General features: G+C 52.9%; 23 protein-coding genes. 14 read left to right on the top strand and 9 right to left on the bottom strand.

The genetic code is table 11. From position 1 onward, the window contains the following. Positions 1-41 precede the first annotated feature (41 nt). Genes sapA through sapF form a run of 5 tightly spaced genes read left to right on the top strand, consistent with a single transcriptional unit; the run spans position 42 to position 5,321 of the window. Entirely contained in the window at positions 42-1,682 is a 1,641-nt protein-coding gene (gene sapA / locus QLG09_RS02430; protein ID WP_244047217.1) for an ABC transporter substrate-binding protein SapA, read from the top strand. Next, positions 1,679-2,644, top strand: coding sequence for a putrescine export ABC transporter permease SapB (gene sapB, locus QLG09_RS02425; RefSeq protein WP_014170348.1), 966 nt, complete (start codon positions 1,679-1,681; stop codon positions 2,642-2,644). The genes sapA and sapB overlap by 4 nt, the downstream gene beginning before the upstream one ends. Beyond that, complete coding sequence (gene sapC / locus QLG09_RS02420; protein WP_014170349.1) at positions 2,631-3,521, top strand: putrescine export ABC transporter permease SapC; 891 nt, start codon at positions 2,631-2,633, stop codon at positions 3,519-3,521. The genes sapB and sapC overlap by 14 nt, the downstream gene beginning before the upstream one ends. Continuing rightward, positions 3,521-4,513, top strand: a complete 993-nt coding sequence (sapD, locus tag QLG09_RS02415; protein ID WP_014170350.1) for a putrescine export ABC transporter ATP-binding protein SapD — start codon at positions 3,521-3,523, stop codon at positions 4,511-4,513. The genes sapC and sapD overlap by 1 nt, the downstream gene beginning before the upstream one ends. Before the next feature lies 1 nt (position 4,514). Continuing rightward, the gene (gene sapF / locus QLG09_RS02410) at positions 4,515-5,321 is read left to right on the top strand and encodes a putrescine export ABC transporter ATP-binding protein SapF (RefSeq protein WP_014170351.1); all 807 of its coding nucleotides are present in this window, start codon (positions 4,515-4,517) and stop codon (positions 5,319-5,321) included. Between the two features lie 147 nt (positions 5,322-5,468). Here sapF and QLG09_RS02405 read toward each other — a convergent pair whose 3' ends face one another. Then, positions 5,469-6,059 carry a TetR/AcrR family transcriptional regulator gene (locus tag QLG09_RS02405; RefSeq protein WP_047955693.1) on the bottom strand — a complete coding sequence of 197 codons (591 nt, stop codon included), beginning with the start codon at positions 6,057-6,059 and terminating at the stop codon, positions 5,469-5,471. A 132-nt stretch (positions 6,060-6,191) separates the two neighbouring features. Here QLG09_RS02405 and QLG09_RS02400 point away from each other — a divergent pair, with 132 nt between their 5' ends. Further along, positions 6,192-6,587 (top strand): RidA family protein, encoded by a 396-nt coding sequence (locus tag QLG09_RS02400; RefSeq protein WP_020882451.1) that lies wholly within the window; start codon positions 6,192-6,194, stop codon positions 6,585-6,587. A 72-nt stretch (positions 6,588-6,659) separates the two neighbouring features. Beyond that, entirely contained in the window at positions 6,660-7,484 is an 825-nt protein-coding gene (locus QLG09_RS02395; protein ID WP_244047219.1) for a helix-turn-helix domain-containing protein, read from the top strand. A gap of 52 nt (positions 7,485-7,536) precedes the next feature. On the opposite strand, the gene QLG09_RS02390 is transcribed toward QLG09_RS02395, so the two are convergent. Then, a complete protein-coding gene (locus tag QLG09_RS02390) occupies positions 7,537-8,886 on the bottom strand; it encodes a GGDEF domain-containing protein (protein ID WP_032679689.1) in 1,350 nt (449 codons plus the stop codon). Positions 8,887-9,124: 238 nt separating this feature from the next. After that, positions 9,125-10,018, bottom strand: a complete 894-nt coding sequence (locus QLG09_RS02385) for a helix-turn-helix domain-containing protein (RefSeq protein WP_014170357.1) — start codon at positions 10,016-10,018, stop codon at positions 9,125-9,127. A gap of 317 nt (positions 10,019-10,335) precedes the next feature. Between QLG09_RS02385 and fabI the strand changes: the two genes are divergently transcribed. The 4 genes from fabI (at position 10,336) to pdeR (ending at position 16,606) form a co-directional block, all read left to right on the top strand. Next, positions 10,336-11,124 carry an enoyl-ACP reductase FabI gene (gene fabI, locus QLG09_RS02380; protein ID WP_020882447.1) on the top strand — a complete coding sequence of 263 codons (789 nt, stop codon included), beginning with the start codon at positions 10,336-10,338 and terminating at the stop codon, positions 11,122-11,124. A gap of 156 nt (positions 11,125-11,280) precedes the next feature. Then, entirely contained in the window at positions 11,281-12,267 is a 987-nt protein-coding gene (locus QLG09_RS02375; protein ID WP_014170359.1) for an oxidoreductase, read from the top strand. Between the two features lie 88 nt (positions 12,268-12,355). Then, positions 12,356-14,290 (top strand): exoribonuclease II, encoded by a 1,935-nt coding sequence (locus QLG09_RS02370; RefSeq protein WP_020882446.1) that lies wholly within the window; start codon positions 12,356-12,358, stop codon positions 14,288-14,290. A 324-nt stretch (positions 14,291-14,614) separates the two neighbouring features. After that, positions 14,615-16,606 (top strand): cyclic di-GMP phosphodiesterase, encoded by a 1,992-nt coding sequence (gene pdeR / locus QLG09_RS02365; protein ID WP_025204002.1) that lies wholly within the window; start codon positions 14,615-14,617, stop codon positions 16,604-16,606. Here the strand turns inward: pdeR and QLG09_RS02360 are convergent. After that, positions 16,603-17,469, bottom strand: a complete 867-nt coding sequence (locus QLG09_RS02360; RefSeq protein ID WP_014170362.1) for a crotonase/enoyl-CoA hydratase family protein — start codon at positions 17,467-17,469, stop codon at positions 16,603-16,605. The two genes, pdeR and QLG09_RS02360, sit on opposite strands and share 4 nt — an antisense overlap. Before the next feature lie 192 nt (positions 17,470-17,661). Here QLG09_RS02360 and QLG09_RS02355 point away from each other — a divergent pair, with 192 nt between their 5' ends. The 3 genes from QLG09_RS02355 to osmB all read left to right on the top strand — a co-directional run bounded on the left by QLG09_RS02355 (position 17,662) and on the right by osmB (position 19,122). Further along, the gene (locus tag QLG09_RS02355) at positions 17,662-17,844 is read left to right on the top strand and encodes a hypothetical protein (RefSeq protein WP_025204000.1); all 183 of its coding nucleotides are present in this window, start codon (positions 17,662-17,664) and stop codon (positions 17,842-17,844) included. Positions 17,845-17,887: 43 nt separating this feature from the next. Then, on the top strand, positions 17,888-18,640 hold the full coding sequence (locus QLG09_RS02350; protein WP_020882444.1) for a DNA-binding transcriptional regulator YciT: 753 nt from the start codon (positions 17,888-17,890) through the stop codon (positions 18,638-18,640). Positions 18,641-18,903: 263 nt separating this feature from the next. Beyond that, positions 18,904-19,122: an osmotically-inducible lipoprotein OsmB gene (gene osmB, locus QLG09_RS02345; protein ID WP_008501216.1), complete on the top strand. Its 219-nt coding sequence runs from the start codon at positions 18,904-18,906 to the stop codon at positions 19,120-19,122. A gap of 103 nt (positions 19,123-19,225) precedes the next feature. Here the strand turns inward: osmB and yciH are convergent, their stop codons facing one another. The 5 genes from yciH to pgpB form a co-directional block, all read right to left on the bottom strand. Next, complete coding sequence (gene yciH / locus QLG09_RS02340; protein WP_014170365.1) at positions 19,226-19,552, bottom strand: stress response translation initiation inhibitor YciH; 327 nt, start codon at positions 19,550-19,552, stop codon at positions 19,226-19,228. After that, positions 19,552-20,289 (bottom strand): orotidine-5'-phosphate decarboxylase, encoded by a 738-nt coding sequence (gene pyrF / locus QLG09_RS02335; RefSeq protein WP_020882443.1) that lies wholly within the window; start codon positions 20,287-20,289, stop codon positions 19,552-19,554. The genes yciH and pyrF overlap by 1 nt, the downstream gene beginning before the upstream one ends. Before the next feature lie 185 nt (positions 20,290-20,474). After that, entirely contained in the window at positions 20,475-21,644 is a 1,170-nt protein-coding gene (lapB, locus tag QLG09_RS02330; protein WP_014170367.1) for a lipopolysaccharide assembly protein LapB, read from the bottom strand. Positions 21,645-21,650: 6 nt separating this feature from the next. Beyond that, positions 21,651-21,959 (bottom strand): LapA family protein, encoded by a 309-nt coding sequence (locus tag QLG09_RS02325; protein ID WP_013096374.1) that lies wholly within the window; start codon positions 21,957-21,959, stop codon positions 21,651-21,653. A 148-nt stretch (positions 21,960-22,107) separates the two neighbouring features. Then, complete coding sequence (gene pgpB, locus QLG09_RS02320; RefSeq protein WP_020882442.1) at positions 22,108-22,875, bottom strand: phosphatidylglycerophosphatase B; 768 nt, start codon at positions 22,873-22,875, stop codon at positions 22,108-22,110. Between the last annotated feature and the right edge of the window lie 28 nt (positions 22,876-22,903).

Below are 22,903 nucleotides of genomic sequence, written 5' to 3'. Positions count from 1 at the left end.
GCGATACACTTTGCAGATCGAACCTAAAAACCTTAAAAATTATGCGTCTGGTTTTATCGTCCTTCTTTGCACTTGGTCTGTTCAGCAGCCTGGCGTTTGCTGCGCCCGAACCCGCTACGCAACCTGATATTCGCGACAGCGGCTTCGTCTATTGCGTAAGCGGTCAGGTTGATACATTTAACCCGCAAAAAGCGGGCAGCGGCCTGATTGTGGATACCCTTGCCGCACAACTCTATGACCGTCTGCTTGATGTGGATCCCTACACCTACCGTCTGGTGCCAGAGCTTGCCGAAAGCTGGGAAGTCCTGGATAACGGCGCGACCTACCGTTTCCACCTGCGCGATGATGTCGCATTTCAGCACACGCCATGGTTTACCCCAACGCGCAAACTGAACGCGGATGACGTGGTCTTTACGTTCCAGCGTATCTTTAACCGTAATCACCCGTGGCATAACGTTAACGGCAGTAACTTCCCCTACTTCGACAGTCTGCAGTTTGCCGATACCGTTAAAAGCGTTCGCAAGCTGGATAACCGCACGGTGGAGTTTTCGCTGAAGCGCCCGGATGCCTCTTTCCTCTGGCACCTGGCCACCCACTATGCGTCCGTTATGTCTGCTGAGTACGCCGCGAACCTGAGCAAAATCGATCGTCAGGAGTTAATCGACCGTCAGCCAGTCGGTACCGGTCCGTTCCAGCTGGCCGAATATCGCTCCGGACAATATATCCGCCTGCAGCGCCATGCGCATTTCTGGCGCGGCACGCCGCTGATGCCACAGGTAGTGGTCGATCTTGGCTCTGGCGGGACGGGGCGTTTATCAAAACTGCTGACCGGGGAGTGCGACGTGCTGGCGTGGCCTGCTGCCAGCCAGCTCACCATTTTGCGCGACGATCCGCGTTTGCGCCTGACGTTACGCCCGGGCATGAACATCGCCTATCTGGCGTTTAATACCGATAAGCCGCCGCTGAACAACCCTGCCGTACGCCACGCGCTGGCGCTGGCCATCAACAACCAGCGTCTGATGCAGTCGATCTATTACGGTACGGCAGAAACCGCCGCCTCTATTTTGCCGCGAGCCTCGTGGGCCTATGACAGTGAAGCTAAAATTACGGAATACAACCCGGCAAAAGCGCGTGAACAGCTGAAAGCGCTGGGGGTGGAAAACCTGACGCTGCAACTCTGGGTACCGACCAGCTCTCAGGCCTGGAACCCAAGCCCGCTGAAGACCGCCGAGCTGTTGCAGGCAGATATGGCGCAGGTGGGGGTGAAAGTGATCATCGTGCCGGTTGAGGGTCGTTTCCAGGAGGCGCGCCTGATGGACATGAACCATGATTTAACCCTGACTGGCTGGGCGACCGACAGTAATGATCCGGACAGCTTCTTCCGTCCGTTGCTGAGCTGTGCGGCGATTAACTCCCAGACCAACTACGCCCACTGGTGCAACCGCGAATTTGACGGCGTGCTGCAAAAAGCGCTGGCGTCCCAACAGCTGGCGTCACGCATAGACGCCTATGATGAAGCGCAGAAGATCCTTGCCGAAGAGCTGCCCGTGCTGCCGCTGGCCTCGTCCCTGCGCCTGCAGGCCTATCGCTATGATATTAAAGGCCTGGTGTTGAGTCCGTTCGGCAACGCCTCCTTCGCCGGCGTGTCTCGCGAAAAAGAACAAGAGGTGAAAAAACCATGATCATTTTTACCTTGCGCCGCCTTCTGCTGCTGTTGGTTACGCTCTTTTTCCTGACCTTTGTTGGTTTCAGTCTGAGCTATTTCACCCCGCACGCCCCGCTCCAGGGGTCGTCGCTGTGGGATGCGTGGCTCTTCTGGTTTAACGGTCTGCTGCACTGGGATTTCGGTGTTTCAAGCATCAACGGGCAGCTCATCTCTGAGCAGCTGAAAGAGGTTTTCCCGGCGACAATGGAGCTGTGCATTCTGGCGTTCGGTTTTGCCTTAATGGTTGGTATTCCGGTAGGGATGCTGGCAGGGATTTATCGCAACAAATGGCAGGATAAATTTATCAGCGCCCTCGCCCTGCTCGGCTTCTCGATCCCGATCTTCTGGCTGGCGCTGCTGCTGACGCTTTTCTTTTCCCTCAACCTGGGCTGGCTGCCGGTTTCTGGCCGTTTTGACCTGTTGTATACGGTAAAAACGGTGACCGGGTTTGCTATCGTTGACGCCTGGCTGTCTGATTCAGCCTGGCGACATGAGATGATCGTCAGCGCCGTACGCCATATGGTCTTGCCGGTACTGACGCTGGCGGTGGCACCGACAACCGAAGTGATCCGCCTGATGCGCCTGAGTACCATCGAGGTGTTTGATCAGAACTATGTCAAAGCGGCCGCCACGCGCGGCTTATCGCGCCTGACTATCTTGCGCCGTAATGTGCTGCATAACGCCCTGCCGCCTGTTATCCCGCGACTGGGGCTCCAGTTTTCCACCATGCTCACTCTGGCGATGATTACCGAAATGGTCTTCAGCTGGCCGGGGCTGGGACGATGGTTGATTAACGCTATCCGCCAGCAGGACTACGCCGCCATTTCGGCGGGCGTCATGGTGATTGGCTCTCTGGTGATTATTGTTAACGTAATTTCCGATATTTTGGGTGCTATGGCCAACCCGTTGAAGCATAAGGAATGGTATGCCCTACGATAACGTATACAGTGAAAAGCGCACGCCCGGTGCGCTGCGTACCGTGTGGCGTAAATTCTATGGTGACACCACGGCAATGATTGGCCTTTATGGCTTCGCCGGGCTGGTGTTGCTCTGCGTTTTTGGCTCCTGGTTTGCGCCCTATGGTATTGATCAGCAGTTCCTTGGCTATCAGCTGCTGCCCCCATCCTGGTCGCGCTACGGTGAGGTCTCTTTCTTCCTCGGTACGGACGACCTCGGGCGTGACGTATTGAGCCGCCTGTTGAGCGGCGCGGCGCCGACGGTCGGCGGTGCATTTGTGGTGACGTTTGCTGCCACCATCTGCGGTCTGGCGCTCGGCATCTTTGCCGGGTCGACGCATGGCCTGCGCTCGGCGGCACTGAACCACATTCTCGACACCCTGCTCTCTATTCCGTCCCTGCTGCTGGCCATCATTGTGGTGGCGTTTGTCGGGCCACACCTGTCGCATGCCATGTTCGCGGTCTGGCTGGCGATCCTCCCTCGCATCGTGCGTTCGGTATACAGCATGGTACATGACGAACTGGAAAAAGAGTATGTCGTCGCAGCTCGCCTGGACGGTGCAACAACCTTAAACATCCTTTGGTTTGCCGTACTGCCGAACATCGCTGCCGGGCTGGTCACGGAGATCACCCGCGCCCTGTCGATGGCGATTCTGGACATCGCGGCGCTTGGTTTTCTCGATCTCGGCGCGCAGCTGCCGTCGCCTGAATGGGGCGCGATGCTCGGTGACGCGCTTGAGCTTATCTACGTTGCGCCGTGGACAGTCATGTTACCGGGCGCAGCCATTATGGTGAGTGTGCTGCTTGTCAACCTGCTGGGCGATGGTATTCGCCGTGCAATTAATGCGGGGGTGCAATAATGCCGCTTCTTGATATTCGCAACCTGACCATCGAGTTCAAAACCGGTGAAGGCTGGGTGAAAGCCGTCGATCGCATCAGTATCACCCTTGCTGAGGGTGAAATTCGCGGGCTGGTGGGTGAATCCGGTTCAGGGAAAAGCCTGATCGCCAAAGCCATCTGTGGTGTGGCGAAGGATAACTGGCGCGTCACCGCTGACCGTATGCGTTTTGATGATATCGACCTACAACGCCTCTCTCCCCGCGAGCGTCGCAAGCTGGTCGGCCATAACGTATCGATGATTTTCCAGGAGCCGCAATCCTGTCTTGACCCGTCCGAGCGCGTGGGCAAACAGCTGATGCAGAACATTCCCGGGTGGACCTATAAAGGCCGCTGGTGGCAGCGGTTTGGCTGGCGTAAGCGTCGTGCTATTGAGCTGTTGCACCGCGTCGGGATCAAAGATCATAAAGATGCCATGCGCAGTTTTCCGTACGAACTGACCGACGGTGAGTGTCAGAAAGTGATGATTGCCATCGCGCTGGCCAATCAGCCGCGTCTGCTGATTGCGGATGAACCGACCAACGCGATGGAACCGACCACGCAGGCGCAGATTTTCCGCCTGCTGACGCGTCTGAATCAGAACAACAACACCACCATTTTGTTAATCAGTCACGACCTGCAAATGCTCAGCAAATGGGCTGATAAGATTGATGTGATGTACTGCGGGCAGACGGTCGAAACCGCCCCGAGTGAAGACCTCATCACCGCGCCGCATCATCCGTATACGCAGGCGCTGATCCGCGCCATTCCAGATTTTGGCAGCGCCATGCCACACAAGAGTCGCCTGAACACCCTGCCCGGGGCTATCCCGCTGCTGGAGTCCTTGCCGATTGGCTGTCGTCTGGGGCCGCGATGCCCGTATGCGCAGCGTAAATGTATTGAGACGCCACGCCTGACAGGGGCCAAAAATCATCTATATGCCTGTCATTTCCCGCTGAACATGGAGAGAGAGTGAAATGGTCGAAACCTTACTGGAAGTCCGTAACCTGAGTAAGACCTTTCGCTACCGTACCGGACTGTTCCATCGTCAGACCGTTGAAGCCGTGAAGCCGCTAAGCTTTACCCTGCGCGAAAAACAGACGCTGGCGATCATCGGTGAGAACGGTTCCGGTAAATCCACGCTGGCGAAGATGCTGGCAGGCATGGTCGAACCCTCCGGCGGCGAAGTGCTGATAGATGACCATCCGCTGGAATTCGGCGATTACTCTTTCCGCAGCCAGCGTATCCGCATGATCTTCCAGGATCCGTCGACATCGCTCAACCCGCGTCAGCGTATTTCGCAAATCCTCGATTTTCCGCTGCGTCTGAATACCGATCTCGAGCCAGAAGCGCGACGCAAACGCGTTTTTGAAACCCTGCGGATGGTTGGGCTGCTGCCCGATCACGAGAGCTATTACCCGCACATGCTCGCCCCCGGCCAGAAACAGCGTCTTGGGCTCGCGCGTGCGCTGATATTGCGCCCGAAAGTGATCATCGCCGACGAAGCGCTCGCCTCGCTGGATATGTCGATGCGGTCGCAGTTAATTAACCTGATGCTCGAATTACAGGAAAAACAGGGTATCTCGTATATCTACGTGACCCAACATCTGGGGATGATGAAACACATCAGCGACCAGGTGATGGTCATGCATCAGGGTGAGGTCGTTGAACGTGGCAGTACCGCAGATGTTATGGCCTCTCCGCTTCATGAACTGACTAAGCGATTGATCGCCGGCCATTTCGGTGAAGCATTAACCGCGGACGCGTGGAGAAAAGACCGCTAGCGCGTTGGTGCAAGGGGCGGATTAACAACGCTCACCACACGCGAAATCCTCGCGGCGTTTTAACGCCCCTTATCCGACAAAAATGCCCCCGGCACACCCGTTCCTTTAAGGGTTAAATAGCAGCTCGCGCGCGTTAACCCTTTCCTTTCACTGATGGCGTAACCCGCTTGCAAGCAGGACAAACACCTCAATCGCATGTGGCAACGTCTTCTGCGGATCGTCACTGGCGGCTATCAACAGTGCAGCATTGAGCGCAGCGCCATTTAACAGCTGCGCAGCGACGTTTGCATCCATGTCTTTCAGGACCTTGCGTTCAATCATTTTTTCTATGGTCTGACGGGTAGATTCCAGGCAGCTATTCTGGCTGGGCCAGTGGGCCGGGTCCCCCAGAACAGCCGGACCATCACGCAGTACAATACGCTGCACTTCCGGATCGAGCGCCATTTTGATGTAAGCGACGCCTTCGGCCAGTAGTCGCTCCCAGTCATTCTCGGCGCTGGCGGCAATTGCCTTCGCCTTTCGTGCCATTTCGCTGTCTATCTGGGCGACCACCGCAGCCAGCAAGCCTTTCTTGTCAGTGAAATTATGGTATAGCGCTCCACGTGTTAACCCCACGCTTGCGGTCAGTTCATCCATGGAGGCTGCGGCATAGCCTTTCTCGGCAAAAGCTTTGCGCCCTGCCTGAATCATTTTTTCGCGATTTTCCTGGGCCGTTTCGGCACGGCTTTTTGCAGCCATAAGACGTCCTTGGTTACGTTGTGTTTTTCCGTTTGACATACGTGGCGTATGTGGTTTAGATTTTGACATACGCCGCGTATGTTAATACGACCGCGTGATCTCAACAATACCCCCAATCGAAAAGGAAATGCCATGCACCCACGTGAACCTGTATTTCCCGCTAATCGTCATGCCCTCTATGAAGAACATGGCTATTCTGCTGCCATTCGCTCTGGCGATCTGTTATTTGTCTCAGGCCAGGTTGGAAGCCGCAGCGATGGCACACCTGAAACGGATTTCGGCGCTCAGGTACAACTGGCTTTTGATAATCTCCAGGCTACGCTTTCTGCCGCGGGATGTACGTTTGATGATGTGATCGACGTGACGACGTTTCATACCGATCCAGAAAATCAGTTTTCAACCATCATGGAAGCCAAAAAATTAGCGTTCCCCCGCCCCCCTTATCCAAACTGGACGGCCGTGGGGGTAAACTGGCTTGCGGGCTTTGATTTTGAAATTAAGGTCATTGCCAGAATCCCACCGCAATAAAGCAAGTATTTGGCATAAGCCCCACCGGCAATTTATTAATTACGTCATGACGCCACACGCTGTAGATATCGAATGAAAGAAAGTATTAGTAAATATATTCTCACCTGGGTAGAGGAAAATAATTTTTCTATTTTACATATTGATCAATTGGTTAAAGATACCGGGTATAGCAGAAGAACCATGGAAACATGGTTTAAAGAGAAATATCACCTCTCTTTAGGTGAGTACATCCTAAGGAGAAGGCTGAGCCTTGCAGCCATCATGCTCAGAATGACGTCGCTTCCCGTTACGGACATTGCTTATTTATTTCACTACCAAAGCAGCCAGGGGTTTTCAAGAGCCTTTAAAAAGATGTCGGGACTCACCCCTTCTGAATACAGAAATGCAAAAGAGTGGGATTTTGATATCCTTCAGCCCTCATTTTTATTAGACGATCTTAAAACACCCGAAATAACACTCTGTGAACTCAATGAGATTTTTCCGTATACCCATGAGATTATAGAGCACGATCATCTTTTTGATACTGCGGTGCACGATGTCACTAAAAAAATCAAAAAACTCCTGCTTGAGAATCGCGATCGGATCCAACAGCTTGCCATAGTGCCGCGCCGATCAGAACGTCTGGGTAAAAGCCGTTCCTATCTGGTAGAAGTCTTAATTTCATATTGTTTAGACAGCACTAAAACAACAAAGAAAGACACACTTTTACTTACCGGAAAATATGCAAAAATGTCCTTTGAAGGCAGCTGGGAATGTTATAGCGCCTATAACAAAATTGCGTTTGTTAAGGCAATGGTGACGAACCGCCTGACGTTGCGCGATGGCATTCATTTAATGCGTTTTAACGCCTGCAGCGATGAGCGCGTTAACTTTGATATTTACATCCCTGTGTTATAACCCCGTTTTTTCTTGCGCGTAAATCACACCGCGGGAGGCGCGCAACGCCGGTTCAGACCGACCCTGCGGCCTGTCTGCACACGGTTCTGTTTTTACCACCGTGCTTGGCCTCATACAGTGCTTCATCCACATCACGAATGATATCGCTACTGTTGACGTTTTCCTGAATGGCTGAGCACACGCCAATACTTAACGTTACCGTCAGGGGCACCGCGTACAGGTTACCCTGCCCGGTGCGTTGCTCAACATTCTTGCGAATACGTTCTGCGACGACTACGGCCATACTCCTGTCCGTGTCGGGCAACAGCAGGCCAAACTCTTCACCTCCCAGTCTGGCAAAGACGTCATTATCACGAATACTGTCTTTAATAATATCCACGACCGCCAGAATGACGCGGTCCCCCACAGGATGTCCCCAGGTGTCATTAATGGTCTTAAAGTTATCGATATCCAGCATCATAATGCTGGTGCCCTTTTCTGTTCTGAGCATGCGGAGCCGCTGAAGTGCCTCAAAAAAATACTTGCGGTTGAAGATCTGCGTAAGGGGATCGCGGTTAACCCGATCGCCAAAAAATCTCAGCAAGCTGAAGACATGTAACAGTAAGGTACAGATAACAAATAGTTTACTGAACACTTCTACCGCCCGGCTGATATACCAGAGCGACAGGTTATACGTATCGAGTAAGAGCAGGAAAAAGTTATAGGTGATCGCAGAAAGGCACACCACGATGATACTGTTCCAGACGCCAGATGAAAAGCGTGTCACGTAAGTCATGTAGCAGGCCAGGGCCGACCAGAGCACTATCAGAGCGTTAACGTAGCGGACATCCCAGACAGGATGATACTGATCGGGGCGATACGCGGCTATCGTTAATGTCCAGGTTGGATTGTAGCTGCTCAACGCATGGGCCAGCACCGGGAACATAACCAGGGGGATTAACGATATTAGCGCCAGCCAGACCTTATTCCGTAATGTGAACCGTCGCCGTGCCGTGTGTTTCTCCACCCATACAGCAAGCCCCAGCAAAAAAATAAAACTTAACTGGCGGAAAAAATAAAATACCGCCGTATCGTTAGTTTTTAGCGTATGGGTTAACCCTGCGTCTTCAGGAAGCTGAATGACGATAATCGTTTCTATGAAATAGATGAGACCGCTCAGAAACGCCATGCTCAGGATTAACAGGGATAAATGAGATCGGTCAGACGCATACTGCATCTGGATAAAAATAGAGATAATGGTATCCAGAAAAAATAGCGCAATCATGACGATCAAATAGGTTGTCATGGGTACCCTGAAACCTGGATTATCATTAACAAAAAAGGAGTTCACCGCGATCATCAGTGCAAACAGCAGCGCACCGGACAGCACGATCATTTTCTCAGCCAACGTAATGTTATTCATGTTCATTAATACCGCATAAATAAAAGACGTGAAACGGCAGAGCGATTTACACCATTCTCTGCTTAACATCGAGGGGCAAACCGGTCAGGCTTGCCACCCTCTTTTCAGATGCTTCAGTTAACCGACCTCAGTCTGTTGAAGTGGATTATCCCGGTCGATGTCGTACCGAACCGGGATATTCCCTACTGCGCTTTACTCACCAGTGAGATCACCCTTACCGGCAAGGCCAGAGGCAACGCTAGCGCCATGTGCTGACATTCACCACATCGCCGTGGCTATTGAAGTCTACATACAGCCGCTTATTGTTCTGAAACGTCTGATAAACCGATTCCGAAAGCGCAAGGCTCGTTGCCAGCTCCGTCTGGCCTGCCACATGAGAGGCAGGAACGGCGAGATTCTGGTGTCTATAGCGGTTATAAAAATAGTTCTTTTTGCTGAGCTTACCGTAGGCGCACCAGCTACCGTCATACCGCATAACGGCATATTTACCGGAAAAATGATATTCCTGTTTTTGGTGCGACGTATTATCCGGTGACAGATAATCAATTATGACTTCAGCCATGTTTTCCCGGCTTTTATCCAGGCCTTCTGGACGCCGTCCCCTGATGGCGATTTCTTTTACCTCCCCACGATGATCAAGCAAAAGTTTTCTCAGTCTTTTGGTCACATCCTGTATCGCAGGATTAAAAATATGATCATATTCCGTCAGGGTATCGTTATAGGAAAACGTCCGCGCCAGCCGACATATCTTCACGTCAGGTTTACGGAGCCCTTCTAATAACAGTGAAGGATGGTAACGCTGGAAGTCCCATATTTCATCGCTTCGATATTGAGACGGTGTTTTCCCGGTCAATTTCTTAAACGCGCGGGCAAAACCCTGTCCACTATGATACTGAAAAATGTGAGCGATTTCGGTGACCGGCAGCGACGTCATCCTTAATAAAGACGCGGCATAGCTCATTCGTCTCCTGAGCATATACTCACCCAGCGACTGGTGAAATTGGTGTTTAAACCAGATTTCGAGCGTCCTTCTGCTGTAACCCGTTTTTACGACCAGCCGATCGATATGCTCCAGAGATAAAATATTATCTTCAACCCAGTCTATAACGTGTTTGTTAATGATTTCTTTCATGTTTTGACTCTAACTGGATTGTAATACGTAAAATCCACTGAACGGATCATTTTGCGCAAAAACGCCCGCCTCTGGTTGGATGAGGCGAACCGGTCGTGCAGTGATATAATGGACGGATGCCTGTGAAACAGCGTGATAACGCGTTCGCTCACCCCCTTCCATGACATACGTCACGGGCTTTGAGCGAGAAATAGCGTGACACAAGGGGCACTGAGTGGGATATAATTTCGAGCTAATTTCGAATGACTTTGAAATGTTGCCTGTAATGCTATGATTTACAAGGCAAAAAATAAGCAATGAATATAAGGATTAAATCTATGGGTTTTCTTTCCGGTAAGCGCATTCTGGTAACTGGCGTTGCCAGCAAACTGTCCATCGCATACGGCATCGCACAGGCTATGCATCGCGAAGGCGCTGAGCTGGCGTTCACCTACCAGAACGACAAGCTGAAAGGCCGTGTAGAAGAGTTTGCCGCGCAGCTGGGTTCCAGCCTTGTTCTGGAATGCGACGTTGCACAAGACGAAAGCATCGATGGCATGTTTGCTGAACTGGCAAAAGCATGGCCGAAATTCGACGGTTTCGTTCACTCCATCGGCTTCGCTCCTGGCGATCAGCTGGACGGCGACTACGTGAACGCGGTAACCCGTGATGGCTTCAAAATCGCTCACGACATCAGCTCCTACAGCTTCGTGGCAATGGCTAAATCTTGCCGTGCGATGCTGAACCCAGGCGCAGCTCTGCTGACCCTGTCCTATCTGGGCGCAGAACGTGCTATCCCTAACTACAACGTTATGGGTCTGGCTAAAGCGTCTCTGGAAGCAAACGTCCGCTACATGGCGAACGCGATGGGTCCAGAAGGTGTGCGTGTGAACGCTATCTCCGCGGGTCCAATCCGTACCCTGGCAGCTTCCGGTATCAAAGATTTCCGTAAAATGCTGGCGCACTGCGAAGCGGTTACGCCGATTCGTCGTACCGTTACCATTGAAGATGTGGGTAACTCTGCAGCGTTCCTGTGCTCTGACCTTTCCGCGGGTATCTCCGGCGAAGTGGTTCACGTTGACGGCGGCTTCAACATCGCTGCAATGAACGAGCTGGAAATTAAATAAGCTGTGACTCTCTTCCCTCACGGGAAGAGAGTTTTCCTTCCTCCGCCCGACCCCTTCGTTATTCCGTTCAGCTATTTGTTATAACCTAACAATATTTTTCCCCACATCTGCCTTACGCCAGGATATTGATCGCCATTTTGAGATCAAGGAACGCCCATGGAACAACGCCGTTTTTCCGGCAAAGGCCACTGGTACCACGAAACCCAGTCAAACCACGCGCAGACGGATGTTCTGCCTCTGGTGCCCGAAGCCGCTAACGTCGACGATCGTTTTTTGCTCGATTTAGCCCTGCCTGACGAGATTGTCGCCGCCTGTACTGGCTGGCTCACCCCTGCCAGAACCTTATGCCACCTGTTGTTTCCGCTCTCAATCTCCGTTAACCGGCTGCATACGCTCAGCGCCTACGACAGATTGAGTACTGCATTAACGGTCGCGCAGGCCTGTGGCGTCCAACGGTTGTGTAACCACTATGCCGCCCTCCTCGCCCCGCTTCCCGGCCCTGACTCCTCACGCGAAAGTAACCGCCGCCTGGCACAAATCACCCAGTACGCCCGTCAGCTCGCCAGCTCACCTGATGTCATCGATGATAAAGCACAGCAGCAGCTTGATGAGGTGGGCCTGACAACCTACGACATGGTGCTTATTAATCAGATTATCGGCTTTATCGGTTTTCAGGCACGCGTGGTGGCCGTCTTTCAGGCCCTGCTGGGGCATCCTGTACGCTGGCTGCCCGGCCATCATATTCAGCCGCACACGCTGCCAGCCGCTCCTGAGTCCTGGGTGGCGCTTTTACCTGTCGTTGAACTGCGTTATGCCAGCGCGCATCAGCTTGAATCGCTTTCCCGCTGGCAGGCCGAACCCGCCCTTGAAGCGCTGACGCCGGTACTCAGCCATGAGCCCATCCTGCTCGACCTGACGGGTGAGATCCTGGTAAACAGCCATGATGATATTTCTCTTGATTCGCCGGCGCTTTCGGCGGCAATCGACTTGTTGACGCGTTCTCCGGACCGCTTCAGTGCCGCACAGTTCACCCCGCTCACTGAACAAGGACTGCCTGCGGTACGGGCGATAAAACTGCTCACCCGGAGCGCGATGGATGGCTGGCTTGAACGCCTGAAAGTCGCGTTTGGCAAAGGGGAATAACCATACTAATTACCCAAAGACCGCTTGCTGTGACAGTGAGAATCGCGTAAAACTGTCAGCCGCTCAATGGCTACGAAAATAGAACATTATGTTTCAGGACAACCCGCTGCTAGCGCAGCTTAAACAGCAACTGCATTCCCAGACGCCGCGTGCAGAAGGGGTCGTAAAAGCCACGGAAAAGGGCTTTGGCTTCCTTGAAGTTGATGCGCAGAAAAGCTACTTCATTCCGCCACCGCAAATGAAGAAAGTGATGCATGGCGACCGCATTACGGCCGTCATTCATACCGAAAAGGAACGTGAGTCCGCCGAGCCGGAAGAACTGATCGAACCGTTCCTGACCCGCTTCGTGGGCAAGGTCCAGCGAAAAGACGATCGTCTTTCTATCGTGCCGGATCATCCCCTGCTGAAAGATGCCATTCCTTGCCGCGCCGCCCGTGGTGTTGAGCATGATTTCAAAGAAGGTGACTGGGCCGTAGCAGAAATGCGCCGTCATCCTCTGAAAGGCGATCGTGGCTTTTATGCTGAACTGACCCAGTTCATCACCTTTGGCGACGACCATTTCGTGCCATGGTGGGTGACGCTTGCACGCCATAATCTTGAGAAAGAAGCGCCAGACGGCGTAGCGACTGAAATGCAGGACGAAGGCCTGACGCGTCGCGACCTCACTGCCCTGGAGTTTGTCACTATCGACAGCGCCAGCACAGAAGATATGGATGATGCGCTGTATGCGGAAGAGAGCGCTGATGGCAAATTGCATTTGACCGTCGCCATTGCCGATCCCACCGCCTGGATCGTTGAAGGCAGCAAGCTGGACGATATGGCAAAAGTCCGATCGTTCACTAACTACCTGCCGGGCTTCAACATCCCCATGTTGCCGCGCGAACTGTCTGATGACCTCTGCTCACTGCGTCCAAATGAAGTGCGTCCGGTCCTTGCCTGCCGCATGACCATCGCCGCCGATGGCGCGATCGAAGACGATATTGAATTTTTTGCCGCAACCATCGAATCGAAAGCCAAGCTGGCGTATGACAATGTTTCCGACTGGCTTGAGAATACCGGCACCTGGAAACCGGAATCAGACGCGATTGCCGCACAGATCCGCCTGCTGCACCGCATTTGTCTGAACCGCGGCGAGTGGCGTAAAACCCATGCGCTGGTCTTTAAGGATCGTCCGGACTATCGCTTTGTGCTGGGTGAAAAAGGTGAAGTGCTGAATATCGTGGCTGAACCGCGTCGCATTGCGAACCGCATTGTTGAAGAAGCGATGATTTCTGCCAACATTTGTGCCGCTCGCGTCCTGCGTGACAAGCTGGGCTTTGGTATTTACAACGTCCACACTGGTTTTGATCCGGCCAATACCGAAGCGCTGGCGGCCCTGCTGAAGAACCACGATGTGCACGTTGACCCTGAAGAAGTACTGACGCTGCAGGGCTTCTGTAAGCTGCGCCGCGAGCTGGATGCACAGCCATCCGGTTTCCTCGACAGCCGTATCCGTCGTTTCCAGTCCTTTGCTGAAATCAGCACCGAGCCGGGTCCACACTTTGGCCTCGGCCTGGAAGCCTACGCGACCTGGACGTCACCTATTCGTAAGTATGGCGACATGGTCAACCACCGTCTGCTGAAGGCGATCATTAAGGGTGAGTCCATTGCGCGTCCGCAAAATGACACCACCCTGCAGATGGCTGAACGACGTCGCCTGAACCGTATGGCGGAACGTGACGTGGGAGACTGGCTGTACGCACGCTACCTGCAGGATAAAGCGGGTACAGATACTCGCTTCGCCGCAGAAATCATTGATATCAGCCGGGGCGGTATGCGCGTTCGCCTGGTGGATAACGGTGCCGTCGCCTTTATCCCTGCCCCGTTCCTGCATGCCGTCCGTGACGAACTGGTCTGCAGCCAGGAAAATGGTACCGTGCAAATCAAAGGTGAAACAGTTTACAAAGTCACAGACGTGATTGACGTAAACATCGCTGAAGTTCGCATGGAAACCCGCAGCGTTATCGCGCGCCCGGTCGCCTGATAACCGCTTAAATTGTCGGCCGTTTCCCTTCGGGAAGCGCCGACAATTTTTCTTTTGAACCCCCGCCGCAAAATCATTATTTTTTCGTACTATTTTCAGCGTCTTCCCGCCCAAAATTGCCATAATTATCTACAGTAAAAGAGTGCCGTTATATTCAGTTACGTGAATTTTTATACAATAAATAGCCTTTTTCGCCAGACGCGTTTTTTATAAGAAAACCGGGAAAAAACACGACGTTCATTTTTGGGTTGCCGCTGTTTCACAACGGAAAAGTCGACGGCAAATGAATGATTTGTGCGCTAATGAGCAGCTGCGGGAGAAAACATGATGGACGATCTGGAGCAGAATTTGCTGTTTCGTTACATGGGTACGCATAGCCCCTGGTGGCGAATGACAGCTGACAGCAACGCTCTGCACCTTGCCGCCAGCGAAAATGCCGATGTGACTGAGGTGGTGGCGCTGGATGATGAACAAGCCGAACTTATCCGCCAGTTAACCGTCATTACCTCCAGCATCTCCATGACGCTCTCGTTGTACGGCGAAGATGTCCCGGTTCATCTTGTGGGGCGCAAAATAACCCGTAATGAATGGGCCGGCACCGCGTCAGCGTGGAACGATACGCCCTCCGTGGCTCGTGACCTGGCTCAGGGCCTCTCTTTTGCTGAACAGGTTGTCTCTGAAGCCAACTCCGTCATCGTTATTCTCGATCATAACGGCAATATTCAGCGTTTTAACCGGCTGAGTGAAGAATATACCGGTCTGAAAGAACAAGAAGTTATTGGCCAGAACGTGTTCAAGCTGTTTATGAGCCGGAGCGAAGCGGCAGCTTCAAAGCGCAATATCACCGGTTTTTTTCGCAACGGCAGCTCCTACGAGGTCGAACGCTGGATCAAAACGCGTAAAGGGCAACGGCTGTTTTTGTTCAGAAACAAGTTTGTTCATAGCGGCAGCGGCAAAAATGAAATTTTCCTTATCTGTTCCGGCACCGACATTACCGAGGAGCGCCGCGCTCAGGAGCGTTTGCGCGTGCTGGCCAATACCGACACCATTACCGGTTTACCAAACCGTAACGCGATCCACGAACTGATTTCAGATGCCATCGCCAGCCGCGGTGAAACGCAGGTAGGCGTGGTGTATCTCGACCTGGATAACTTTAAAAAGGTCAACGATGCCTACGGGCATATGTTTGGCGACCAGTTGTTGCAGGCTGTCGCTCTGGCCATTTTGAGCTGTCTGGATGACGGTCAGGTGCTGGCGCGACTCGGTGGTGATGAGTTTATTGTCATGGCCACAGATACCTCTCAGGGCTCTCTGGAAGCGATGGCGTCGCGGATCTTAACCCGTCTGCGCCAGCCGTTCAGAATCGGCCTGATAGAAATCTACACCGGTTGCTCGCTCGGTATCGCCCTCGCCCCCCAGCACGGTAACGACAGGGAAAGCGTCATCCGTAATGCCGATACCGCCATGTACACGGCGAAAGAGAATGGCCGGGGCAAGTTCTGCGTCTTCTCACCTGAGATGAACCAGCGCGTATTTGAATATCTCTGGCTGGATACCAACCTGCGTAAAGCGCTGGATAACGATCAGCTTCTGATTCATTACCAGCCTAAAATTACCTGGCGGGGTGAAATCCGAAGTCTTGAAGCGCTGGTGCGCTGGCAGTCGCCGGAACGCGGTTTAATCCCTCCGCTGGAGTTTATCTCTTATGCCGAGGAGTCGGGATTGATTGTCCCGCTGGGCCGCTGGGTGATGCTTGATGTGGTGCGCCAGGTGGCTAAATGGCGCGATAAGGGGATTAACCTGCGCGTGGCGGTCAACGTCTCCGCACGTCAGCTGGCCGACCAGACCATTTTCAGCGATTTAAAGCAGGCGCTGAAGGATCTGGATTTTGAATACTGCCCTATCGACGTTGAACTCACGGAAAGCTGCCTTATCGAAAACGAAGAGCTGGCGCTCTCTGTGATCCAGCAGTTCAGCAAACTTGGCGCGCAAATTCATCTTGATGATTTCGGTACCGGCTACTCGTCTCTGTCGCAGCTGGCGCGGTTCCCTATCGACGCCATTAAACTCGATCAATCCTTCGTCAGGGATATACATAAACAATCGATCTCCCAGTCTCTGGTGCGGGCCATCGTCGCGGTGGCACAGGCCTTAAACCTGCAGGTCATTGCTGAAGGGGTCGAGAGCGCGAAAGAAGACGCCTTTCTGACCAAGAACGGCGTCAACGAACGGCAGGGCTTTCTCTTCGCTAAGCCAATGCCCGCTGCCGCATTCGAGCGATGGCTAAAGCGATATCAGTCGCGAAAACAACGTTAACTGGCTTTGCGTAATGCCCCATGATGGCGGTTTTGCAGCATCACCAGACGCTCCATGTAGGCGATATCTTTTGGCTCGAGGCAAAACGCCGCATCAACCCAGTCTTCCGTGATATCCATCAGTTCACTGCGCGGCAGTTGCAGTACCCGGGTTCGGGCGCGCAACATCGCCCTTACCCCGTTCAGCTTCGGCCGCAGCGTGTCGATGAAGGTTCTGACGGAGACGTAGCTCTGCCCGGGCTCAAACAGCACATCGACCAATCCATGTTGTTCGTACCATTCTGCCGTATGCGACTCCCCCTTGTAGATGAGTTCTTCCGCCAGTTTCATGCCTGCCCGACGTGCAACCAGCGAATATGCCCCCATGCCCGGGAACAGGTTGAAGGCAATTTCCGGGAAGCCCAGACGGGCATCGCGCTGAGAGAGAACAAAATGGTGTGCCAGCGCAGCCTCAAACCCACCGCCTAGCGCACTGCCTTCAACCATCGCCAGAGAGACCGCGCCCGTATCAAACCCCCGCGACGCTGCGTGGACACAGTCGACGCAGGCACGTGCATACGCGCGTAACGCTTCACGCCGTCCATTTTGAATGCACTCTACGAAGAACTGTAAATCGCCTCCCGCATTGTACATTTCAGGAACCAGTGACCCGGTTACCCAAAAATCGACAAGATACCCGGACTGGCGAACCAGCCAGGAGAGGTTCATGATCTCCTCAATTAACGCATGATTAAAACAAGGACGAGGTTGCGCCCGCAGCATCATCCAGATGGTGTGCCGCTCTTCCTCGTAGTAGGCTGACAACTGTGTGAAACGTTCAGTATCGGTAAACAGGGTGCAGGTAGGCTGGTTGATAACTGTCATAGTCTAATTCCTCACAGAAAAAGCGCCTTGCGCGCAGTTTTAGACTAATCCACTCATTAAGCCCGCAGCATGTGGGGGAATAAATTTATCACTTTCATTTATGTGATTTAGTTATTGCATTTTTTCCCTTCTCTTTTGATCCCATTTTCTGCATCATTGAAAATATTACCTTTTCACACCTGGGGTGAGATTATGTCTACTATTGATGCACAAGCTGTAGCACAACGTATTGATACCGTGCTGGATATCCTGGTGGCAGGCGATTATCACTCGGCGATCCGTAATCTGGAGATCCTGAAGTCTGAACTTCTTGCTCAGAAGGGTGCTGAAAACGCGCCTGAGAACGGACAGCCAAAAGCGCCGTGGGAAGTTTGATCCTGCTGTTTCCGAACCTGTTTCGCTTTATTAATTGGATGCTATGAATTCCCGACAACAAATCATTTTGCAGATGGTCATTGACCAGGGACGCGTCAGCGTAGTCGATCTCGCTAAAACCACCGGCGTTTCAGAAGTCACCATCCGCCAGGATCTTAACCTGCTGGAGAAACAGAGCTACCTGCGTCGTGCGCATGGATATGCGGTCCCGCTCGATAGCGAGGATGTTGAGACGCGCATGATGAACAACTACGCCCTGAAGCGTGAGCTGGCGGAGTTTGCCGCGTCTTTAGTTAACAATGGCGAGACGGTGTTTATCGAAAACGGCAGTAGCAATGCCTTACTGGCGCGCACGCTTGCCGAACAGAAAGACGTTACTATCATCACGGTCAGTAGCTATATCGCGCATCTGCTCAAAGAGACCCGCTGCGAGGTGATCCTGCTGGGCGGCATTTACCAGAAAAAAAGCGAAAGCATGGTTGGCCCCCTGACCCGCCAGTATGTTCAGCAGGTCCATTTCAGTAAGGCCTTTATTGGTATTGATGGCTGGCAGCCAGAAACGGGCTTCACCGGCCGCGATATGATGCGTTCTGATGTGGTGAATGCGGTGCTGGAAAAAGAGTGTGAGGCCATTGTGCTGACTGATAGCTCAAAATTTGGCGCCGTTCACCCTTATACCATGGGGCCAGTCTCTCGCTTTAGCCGCGTAATTACCGACGAACGTTTGAGCGATGAGCATCGTATTAAACTGGAAGATGACGGTCTTATCGTCAATATTATTAAAAAGTCGTCCTGAGTCCTTTAAGCGCCCGAATGCCGGGCGCCTATGCCCCTACTGTCTGAGATGATTCCTAACCCTCCTTTAAGAGTTTTTACCTGTTTAACCCGCCTTAAAGTCGTAAAATTAATGTTAGCGATATAACAGGAAGTGACTATCACCTGCGTGATTACGTAACGCCTGCGCGACCAGCTTTCACGGAAAACAGTTTTTAAGTATTCAATTCGTCTATACTTAAAGCGTAGCTCTTTCCGTGAATCGATAATTCAGGAGAAAGTATTATGACCTTAACCAGCAAAAAATTAGCCGCCGCTGTTCTGGCAATCACTGTAGCAATGTCCCTGAGCGCTTGCTCTAACTGGTCTAAACGTGACCGCAACACCGCAATTGGTGCCGGTGCTGGTGCTCTGGGCGGTGCGGTATTAACAGATGGTAGTACGCTGGGTACATTAGGTGGCGCTGCTGTCGGTGGTATTATCGGTCACCAGGTCGGCAAATAATTATTAAATAAGCCTCCACCGGTACTGCTATATTAGAACGCATTTCAGGTCTGACTTACGCACGTAAAAAAAGAGCCACGGCAAATGCCGTGGCTCATCTATTTTAGCCGCCCGCCAGTTTCACTTTCATGCCTTTGGCTTCGAGCAGGGATTTAATTAAATCACGTTTATCGCCCTGGATTTCGATAATGCCGTCTTTCACGGCACCACCGCAACCACATTTCTTTTTCAGATCGGCGGCCAGCTTAACCAGTTCCGCGTCGTCAAGATCAATGCCGGAGATAAGGCATACGCCCTTACCTTTGCGTCCACTGGTTTGACGCTGGATACGAACAATACCGTCCCCCTTCGGGCGCTCGGCTTTCGCTTTTGGTTCGTCTATACGCCCACTTTCTGTTGAGTAGACCAGACGACTGTTTGAATCAGTCATTATGCCCCCTTTTTCAGTGATGCATTGATCGCCTTGAGCGTCTCTGACGGGTTAGCAGACTGCGTCACAGGACGCCCGATGACCATATAGTCTACGCCTGCCGCCAGCGCCTGTTCAGGCGTCATAATGCGACGCTGATCGCCGGCCTCGCTGCCGGCCGGGCGGATACCTGGGGTAACAAGTTTGAAAGCCTGGCCCAGTTCTGATTTGAAACGCACGGCTTCCTGCGCGGAACAGACGACACCATCAAGCCCGCAATTTTGCGTCAGGCGCGCGAGACGCTCTGCATGTTCCGCAGGTGACAACGTCACGCCGAGATCGCGTAAATCACTCTCATCCATACTGGTCAGCACGGTAACCGCAATCAGCAACGGTGCATCGCTGCCAAACGGCAGGAGTGCTTCACGGGCTGCGGTCATCATTCTTGCCCCACCCGATGCATGCACATTGACCATCCATACCCCCAGTTCTGCAGCAGCAGCCACGGCGTGCGCGGTGGTATTTGGGATATCGTGAAATTTAAGGTCGAGGAAAACGTCAAAACCGCGCTGTTGCAGGTCGCGTACGATTTGCGGTCCAAACAGCGTGAACATCTCTTTGCCAACTTTAAGACGGCAGTCGCGAGGGTCTATACCGTCGACAAAGGCCAGTGCCGCGTCACGTTTATTGTAATCAAGCGCAACAACAACAGGAGAATCAGTAATTACGCGGGAAGCGGAGGAAGTAACAGACGTCATGACCAGCCCTTTTCGTCTATGGGCGCGCAGCGGCGCGGAACAGATAAACGGCGAGCATTCTACCTGCCAGCGCTGCAAATTGACAGGATCGATTTACTCTCCTGCCTGGCCGGCAAACCGCACGGACTCGATGGGTTCTGAAAACCCATCAGTATGTTGTAACTAAAATAGATCGTTTTTAAAAATTACTGCCCATCAAGGCCTCGGATTGGCTTGATGGTCGACCATGCCCGGCATGAAGGACAGTGCCAGTACAGCGTATACGCCGTAAACCCACACTTCTGGCAACGATAGCGCGGTTTGCTTCGTACCTGCTCGCCTACCATGTCGCGCAGTACCATCAGGCTCTCTTTGGCGCGCCCTTCCTCTGCATCGTTGAGGTGGTAGTCCATCAGCTTATGGAAAACCCGCATGGTCGGATGACGCTGCAGCTGACGCGTAATATAGACCTGCGCGGTATCACTGCCCTCATACTGCTCAACCACGTCCGAGAGCATCAGTTCGGCAGTCGCGCCGGTGTTCTCTTCCACGCAACGACGCAGGAACGCTACCCATTCATCCTGCTTATCCAGTTGTTGGTAGCAGGTTTGCAGCATGTCGAGTGTTTCACTGACCAGCTCTTTATCCTGGTCAATAACCCGCAACAGGCTCTCTACAGCTTTGGCATAGTCGCCGTTCGCCATAAAGACGCGCCCCATCATGATGGAGATACGCGCGCTGTTACGGTCAGCGGCGGCACCCTTTTTAAGCAACGCCATGGCTTTGTCCATGTCGTCGTTGCCCATTTGCTGAAGGGCCAGTTCACAGTAGAAGTGGGCTATCTCAACTCGCTGCTTATCTTTGCCCAGCTTCACCAGACGCTCGGCCGTATCAATGGCTTTCTGCCAGTCACTGGTGGCCTGATAAATCTGCAGCAGCTGCTGCAAGGCACTGACGCGGAAATCCGTTTCATCCACCAGCTGCGAGAACATGTCTTCTGCACGGTCGTACAGCCCCGCCGCCATGTAATCACGACCCAGCTGTTGTACCGCCAGCAGGCGTTGATCGTAGGTCAACGAGGCGCTTTCCATAAGGGTCTGGTGAATACGAATGGCGCGGTCAACCTCGCCGCGCGAGCGGAACAGGTTTCCCAGGGTGAGATGCGCTTCAACGGTGCCCGTATCCTCTTTGAGCATATCGAGGAACAGGTCTACTGCTTTGTCCTGTTGATTGCTCAGGAGGAAGTTCACCCCAGCAACGTAGTCGCGGGAGAGTCGGTTAGCCTCATCCTGTTTTGTTTGTTGCGCACTTCTGCGGCCCATATACCAGCCATAGGCTGCGGCTACAGGCAAAAGCAGAAACAACAACTCCAGCATAGTCGATTATTCCTTGACGACCGGCACACCAGAGCTTTCCGGAATGTCGGACGCAGGCGCAATTTGATGTTCGAGTCGTTTAATTTTACGTTCAGCGCGCGCAAGTGAAACACGAACTTTCAACCAGAAAAGACCGCATACCAGCCAGCCAATCGCAAAGCCCGCGGCGAATAAAACCGCCAGAAGGCTCGATACACGATACTCGCCCTGCGCCAGCAGATAGTTAAACGTCACCTGTTGATCGTTTTGTGCACCCAATGTGACTGAAATGACAAAAATCGCCAATACCAGTAAGAAAATGAGTAAATATTTCACATTACTTCCCGTTATGTGGTTCAAGCGAATAAAGTGTGTTCAACTCACCGCAATCAGCCTTATAAACTACCATTTTAGTGGCGGGCGCGAAACGGAAAAAGTGACGCGCCAGTCATGGATTTATGGGCAAAACACGGAATATCAACCGTCAGGCGTCGCTTTGGTCCCTTTCGGCGATCTCTTCTTCCTCGACAGGCGGTGGCGTTAACGGACCGCAGATGCGTTCAGCAAGCCATGTTGCCAGCGTCACAAGCAGCCATGAGATCAGCGTAGCCACCACCAAATCCCGCGGCCAGTGCATCCCCAGCAGCAAACGACTGCCCATCACCCCTGTGGCCCAGACCAGTAAAATCGCGATCGTGACAGTACGTCGCCGTGGCCAAAGCAGCCCTACTCCCAGTAACGCCCAGCTGGCGGCAAACATGGTATGGCCGGAAGGAAAAGCAAACCCGGTCTCTTTTTGCCAGTGTTTACGTAAGAACTTCGGGATATCCTGCTGTTCCGCAAGCTGTTCTTTGACCAGCGCACCACGATCTTTACGTTTTAAATTGTAGAACTCATCCACCGGAACATGGTGCGCTTTTTCCAGCCAGACGACAAAAGGACGCGGCTCCTGGACATGATCTTTAACCCAGGACTTCACGCCCTGTCCGATGAGGATCGCCCCACCGAGTATCGCAAAGAGCATCAGCGCCGCACGCAAACGAAAGCGCAAACACCACAGAAACCAGGCGCAAAGGATCACATGCGTGATAATTCCCCACGGCTGGGTGACCGTCTCCGTTATCCAGTATAATGTTTTCAGCCATGTGGCGTTCTGCCCCGGCTGCCACATCCAGCCTGAGACCCATACGGCCAGCGGCATAATAAGTAGAATGGCCGCACCTGCTGCCGTACGTCTGGCGATTGAAAGCATGTCTTCTCCTTTTTCGCTAAGCACCACA

The organism is Enterobacter sp. V89_11 (genome assembly GCF_029967775.1).
Classification (GTDB): Bacteria; Pseudomonadota; Gammaproteobacteria; order Enterobacterales; family Enterobacteriaceae; genus Enterobacter; species Enterobacter ludwigii.
This window is presented reverse-complemented; position numbering and strand designations above follow the sequence as displayed.